Origin of the sequence: Halomonas sp., from assembly GCF_052095695.1 — a bacterium.
Lineage (GTDB): Bacteria > Pseudomonadota > Gammaproteobacteria > Pseudomonadales > Halomonadaceae > Vreelandella.
Genome location: NZ_JBQDLQ010000133.1, coordinates 1 through 6,282 on the forward strand (window position 1 = coordinate 1; position 6,282 = coordinate 6,282).

A 6,282-nucleotide genomic window follows, 5' to 3' on the forward strand; every position below is an offset into this window, starting at 1 on the left:
GCAAGATGACGTTTGTCGTTACCGAGAACTGCATCCAGTGCAAATACACCGACTGTGTGGAAGTCTGCCCGGTCGACTGCTTCTATGAAGGCCCGAACTTTCTGGTTATTCATCCGGATGAGTGTATTGATTGCGCGCTATGTGAGCCCGAGTGCCCCGCCGAAGCGATATTCTCAGAAGATGAGTTGCCTGAAGGGCAAGAGGCCTTTATTGAGATTAACGCTGAGCTGGCAGACGTATGGCCCAACATTGCCGAAAGAAAGGACCCGCTACCCGATGCCGAAGAGTGGGACGGCAAGCCAGGCAAGCTTGAGAAACTAGAGCGCTAAACCTAGCGAACGAAAAGCGTCGTTTTAAAACCAGCACTTTTTCAAAACAGTGTTGGTTTTTTATTGCACCGCTATTTTATGGCATCGCGAAACTGACAACGCCAAATGGCAGGCAAAAAAAAGGCGACCCGTAGGCCGCCCGCTCCAAGCACTTCCTCTGACCACTCCCTAGGTCACACCCCTCACGGAAAACGTCCTTGCCAGTAATCACTCCACTAATTACCAGGCGCCTCCGGTCTTTCATTCTGTTGCATACTGCCTAAAGCATCCCTGCCTCCCCTTGTCCTGATCGCATTGTGGCAGATCGCGGCGGCTTCTCAACATGGCCATAACGCAAAAAGGCGAGCCATATCGACTCGCCTTTCAATTGTTATAACTTATAAAACAATGGCTTAAATTTTAGCTAGTGGAAAATTTCGTATTTTCTTACCCTAACCAGAGCGATTTTCGTCGGATTTTGTACGATATCTCTTACAAAATGTTGAGACATCTCTTACAGATACCCTAAAATTTCGCTCAATTTCAGCGCCTTATTGGCCTTTAATCGCTTTTAGGCCAGGGTAGCTAACCTCGCCAAGCTCAGCCTCGATGACCAGCAAGCGATTATATTTAGCCACCCGGTCAGAACGGCATAGCGAACCCGTTTTAATCTGGCCTGCGCAGGTCCCCACCGCCAAATCAGCAATAGTGGTATCTTCCGTTTCACCTGAACGGTGAGAAATGACCGCAGTGAAACCCGCATCCTGCGCCATTTTGATGGCATCCAACGTCTCGGAGAGCGAGCCGATCTGGTTAAACTTGATCAGGATCGAGTTGCCAATTTTTTCATCAATACCGCGCTTGAGGATTTTGGTATTGGTTACAAACAGATCATCGCCCACCAGCTGTACTTTATCGCCCAGCTTATCGGTCAGCGCTTTCCAGCCTGCCCAGTCTGATTCATCCATACCGTCTTCAATAGAAACGATCGGATAATCGGCGCACAGGCCGGCCAAATAGTCGGTAAAACCTTCTGCGTCGTAGCTTTTACCTTCGCCAGACAGATTGTACTGACCGTCTTGATAGAACTCAGACGATGCACAGTCCAGCGCCAGCGTAACGTCAGTACCCAAGGTGTAGCCAGCATCCGCCACTGCCTGCTTAATGATAGCCAGCGCATCGGCGTTAGACGCAAGGTTAGGCGCAAAACCACCCTCATCGCCAACGGCTGTGGAAAGCCCTTTCGCCGAGAGCACTTTTTTCAGCGCATGGAAAATTTCCGCGCCCATGCGTAGCCCTTCACGAAAATTAGGTGCACCTACGGGCTGCACCATAAACTCTTGAATATCGACATTGTTATCAGCGTGCTCACCACCGTTGATAATATTCATCATCGGCACCGGCATGCTGTACTGGCCCGGCTGACCATAAAGCTCTGCAATGTGAGCATAAAGCGGCACACCCTTGGCGTTAGCTGCCGCTTTAGCGGCTGCCAGCGACACAGCAAGAATCGCGTTAGCGCCAAGATTGGCCTTATTTTCAGTGCCGTCTAAGGCCAGCATAGCATCGTCCAAACCGCGCTGATCGCGTGCGTCCATACCCAGCGACGCATCACGAATTTTGCTATTGACCGCGTCAACTGCTTTCAGCACACCTTTCCCCAGATAGCGGGATTTATCGCCGTCGCGAAGCTCTAGCGCTTCACGCGATCCGGTGGAGGCACCGCTGGGAGCACAGGCTTCACCGACCGCGCCACTGGCAAGACGCACCTGCGCCTGTACCGTCGGATTACCACGCGAATCAAGCACTTCCAACGCACTGATAGCAACAATCTTGGTCATAGCAGTGTCCTTTCCTGTAAGTCAGATAAAATGATTAAAACGGCATTCTGCCTAGCATAGCGATTGCTAGCGAATCGTTAGCGGCTCAAATCCTTTGACCAGCGCATCTAGCTGCGCAAGCTGGGTTAAGAACGGCTCTAACTGATCCAACGGCAGCGCACAGGGGCCATCGCATTTGGCGTTATCAGGATCAGGGTGTGCCTCCAAAAACAACCCAGCAAGGCCGACAGCAACCCCTGCCCGTGCTAATTCTGCTACCTGGGCGCGACGACCATCCGCACTATCGGCACGGCCACCGGGCCGCTGCAACGCGTGAGTCACATCAAAAAACACCGGGTACCCGGTTTGTTTCATATCGCCAAAGCCAAGCATATCAACAACCAGGTTGTTGTAACCAAAGCTTGAGCCACGCTCGCAGAGCATCAGCTGGTCATTGCCTGCTTCCTGAAATTTACTCAGGATATGGCGCATTTCATGCGGCGCCAGAAACTGCGGCTTTTTAATATTAATCACCGCGCCGGTTTTCGCCATGGCGACCACCAGATCGGTTTGGCGGGCCAAAAAGGCGGGCAGTTGAATAATATCCGCGACGTCAGCGGCCGCTTCTGCCTGCCAGGGCTCGTGCACGTCGGTGATAATGGGCACGTTATAACGTGCTTTAATATCGGCCAGTATCTGCAGCCCTTTCTCGATACCCGGGCCGCGGTAGGAGTGAATCGAACTGCGATTGGCTTTATCAAAGCTGGCCTTGAAAACATAGGGCATACCTAGTTTCTGGGTCACCGTGACGTAGGCTTGGGCAACTTCGTCGGCAAGCTCGGCCGACTCCAACACGTTCATGCCACCTAGTAGCATCAGCGGTAACGAATTGCCGGCGGTTAAGCCGGCAACGTTAATGTGACGCTCTTGCAGTCGATCTTGAGGTTGGTCTAGAAAAGCCATGCTTTTGCCCTCTTATTCCTGCGAATTCGCATGGGCGCGGCTACGCGCTGTCTTATGCTCTAACGCCGCGTTCACAAAACCCGAGAATAGCGGGTGGCCATCGCGCGGGGTGGATGTGAACTCCGGATGGAACTGACAAGCAACGTACCAAGGGTGATCCGACAGCTCAATCACTTCAACCAGCGACTGATCCACGCTTCTGCCTGAGATCACTAAGCCTGTTTTTTCAAGCTCGTCAATAAACTGATTATTCACTTCGAAGCGATGGCGGTGGCGCTCAACAATTTCGTCAGAACCGTAGGCTTCGCGTGCTTTCGTGCCAGACGCCAGGTGGCATATCTGGCCACCCAAACGCATGGTGCCGCCTAAATCAGACGCAGCATCGCGCAGCTCGATTTTGCCTTCCGGGTTCAGCCACTCAGTAATCAAACCCACCACCGGGTGCTGGGTATCGTGGGTGAACTCGGTAGAGTTGGCGTCTTTCCACCCCGCCACGTTGCGAGCAAATTCAATAACCGCCACCTGCATACCCAGGCAAATGCCTAGATAGGGCACATTATTTTCGCGCGCAAACTGAGCTGTCAAAATTTTGCCCTCTACACCGCGCTCGCCAAAGCCGCCGGGCACCAGTATGGCGTCTTTGCCTGCTAAACGCTCGGTGCCGTGACGCTCAATGTCTTCGGAGTCAATATAGTCGACGTTGACCTTAATGCGGCCTTGGATACCGGCATGAATCAGCGCTTCGTTGAGCGACTTGTAGGCATCCAGCAGCTCCATGTACTTACCGACCATGGCAATGCTGACGGACTTGAGCGGGTTGAGCTTGGCATCGAGTACCTTCACCCATTCGGATAAGTCGGCTTCTGGGGCTTCAAGGCGCAGCTTATCGCAAACGATCTCATCCAGACCGTGCTCATGGAGCATCAGCGGAATGCGATAGATCGTATCAGCATCCTGCAACGGCACCACCGCACGCTCTTCAACGTTGGTGAACAGGGCGATTTTGCGACGCTCGCTCTCTTCCAGCTCCACTTCGCTGCGGCAAATCAGAATATCAGGCTGAATACCGATGGAGCGCAGCTCTTTAACGCTGTGCTGGGTCGGTTTGGTCTTGGTCTCACCCGCCGTTTTAATGTAGGGCACCAGGGTCAGGTGCATAAACAGTGCGCGGTTGGCGCCCTGTTCACTACGAATTTGGCGAATCGATTCCAGGAAAGGCAGTGATTCGATATCACCCACCGTGCCACCGATCTCTACCAGCGCCACATCAAAGCCTTCACCGCCAGCGTAAACGCGCTCTTTAATCTCGTCGGTGATATGTGGGATCACCTGAACGGTGCCGCCTAGATAATCGCCACGGCGCTCTTTACGTAGCACGTGCTCGTAAACACGACCGGTCGTAAAGTTGTTGCGCTGGGTCATCTTGGTGCGAATAAAGCGCTCGTAATGCCCGAGGTCAAGGTCGGTTTCGGCACCATCTTCGGTGACGAACACCTCGCCGTGCTGAAAAGGGCTCATGGTACCCGGGTCCACGTTGATGTACGGGTCGAGCTTGAGCATGGTGACCTTAAGGCCGCGGGCCTCTAAAATCGCCGCAAGCGAGGCGGAGGCGATGCCCTTGCCAAGAGAGGACACAACGCCGCCGGTCACGAAGATATATCGTGTCATGGATAACCTGTCGAATCGTGATCAGTAGGCACAGCAGAAAGCCACGCCAGGATGGGTCGACAGACTAGCAGATTACGACCTAAGGCTCAATTTGAACTGAGCAGCCAAAACTACTCACCTTAATCACACTTGTGCAAACGCCCCAGCGATAGGTCTACGCGAGGGCGCTGTGAACCCATCCCTGGGCGCTACTTTTGTCATCCATGACAAAAGACCCTCGCTACGACCTATCCCTGGTACTGCTGCTCTATGCGTCAGGCGCGCGCTATACGCCCAGGTAATCCAGAATGCCTTCTGCTGCTTGGCGGCCTTCATAAATCGCCGTAACCACCAAATCAGAGCCGCGCACCATATCGCCACCGGCAAAGATTTTTTCGTTGCTGGTTTGGAAAGCGTACTGGCCGTGCTCCGGCGCGGTGACACGGTCGCGCTCGTCGACCTGAATATTGGCGCTATCGAACCATGGCGCCGGGCTTGCCTGGAAGCCGAAGGCAATAACCACGGCATCCGCTGCAATGATCTCTTCAGAACCAGGGACTACTTCAGGACGCTGGCGGCCATTTTCGTCTGGCTCGCCCAGGCGAGTGCGTACCACCTTCACGCCTTCGACCTTCTCTTCGCCGACCACCGCGACCGGCTGACGGTTGAACAGAAACTCCACACCCTCTTCCCGGGCATTGGCGACTTCCCGGCGCGAGCCTGGCATGTTGCCTTCGTCACGACGATACGCACAGGAAACGCTAGCGGCGTTTTGGCGAATCGAGGTGCGGTTACAGTCCATCGCCGTATCGCCACCACCCAGCACGACCACTCGCTTGCCTTCCATCGAGATGTAGTCGCTCGGATCTTTTTCGAATCCTAAGCAGCGGTTAGCGTTGGCAATCAAGAAATCGAGCGCTTTATAAACCCCCGGCAGATCTTCACCTGGGAAGCCGCCTTGCATGTACTTATAGGTGCCCATGCCTAAGAAGACTGCGTCGTAATCCTGCAGCAGCGTTTCAAACTCGATATCAGTGCCGATTTCGGTATTCAGACGAAACTCAACGCCCATCTCTTCAAATACCGAGCGACGGCGCTCCATGACGCTTTTTTCCAGCTTGAACTCAGGGATACCAAAGGTCAGCAGGCCACCAATTTCGGGATACTTATCAAACACGACCGGCTTAACGCCGTTACGCGCCAAAATATCGGCGCAGCCCAAACCGGCAGGGCCAGCACCCACAATGGCGACTTTTTTGTCGGTCCAGGTGACGTTAGACATATCCGGGCGCCAGCCCATGGCGAACGCGGTATCGGTGATGTACTTCTCCACCGAACCAATCGTCACCGCACCAAAACCATCATTCAGCGTGCAGTCGCCTTCACACAAGCGGTCCTGCGGACACACGCGCCCACACACCTCAGGCAGCGAGTTAGTTTTATGCGATAGCTCCGCGGCTTCAATAATGTTGCCTTCCACCACCAGCTGTAGCCAGTTGGGAATATAGTTGTGCACCGGGCACTTCCACTCGCAGTACGGGTTA

At 53.9% G+C, this 6,282-nt stretch carries 5 protein-coding genes; 1 reads left to right on the forward strand and 4 read right to left on the reverse strand.

The annotated features are described in order from the left end of the window. Positions 1–5: 5 nt before the first annotated feature. Positions 6–329, forward strand: coding sequence for a ferredoxin FdxA (gene fdxA, locus ACTH5D_RS16895; protein WP_441673280.1), 324 nt, complete (start codon positions 6–8; stop codon positions 327–329). A 530-nt stretch (positions 330–859) separates the two neighbouring features. Here fdxA and eno read toward each other — a convergent pair. The 4 genes from eno to ACTH5D_RS16915 form a co-directional block, all read right to left on the reverse strand. Further along, complete coding sequence (gene eno, locus ACTH5D_RS16900; RefSeq protein WP_441673272.1) at positions 860–2,149, reverse strand: phosphopyruvate hydratase; 1,290 nt, start codon at positions 2,147–2,149, stop codon at positions 860–862. A 66-nt stretch (positions 2,150–2,215) separates the two neighbouring features. Further along, a complete protein-coding gene (gene kdsA, locus ACTH5D_RS16905; RefSeq protein WP_441673274.1) occupies positions 2,216–3,091 on the reverse strand; it encodes a 3-deoxy-8-phosphooctulonate synthase in 876 nt (291 codons plus the stop codon). Between the two features lie 12 nt (positions 3,092–3,103). After that, positions 3,104–4,759 (reverse strand): CTP synthase, encoded by a 1,656-nt coding sequence (locus ACTH5D_RS16910; RefSeq protein ID WP_441673276.1) that lies wholly within the window; start codon positions 4,757–4,759, stop codon positions 3,104–3,106. A gap of 265 nt (positions 4,760–5,024) precedes the next feature. After that, positions 5,025–6,282 (reverse strand): FAD-dependent oxidoreductase (locus tag ACTH5D_RS16915; protein ID WP_441673278.1); only part of this gene is annotated, 1,258 nt, incomplete at its 5' end.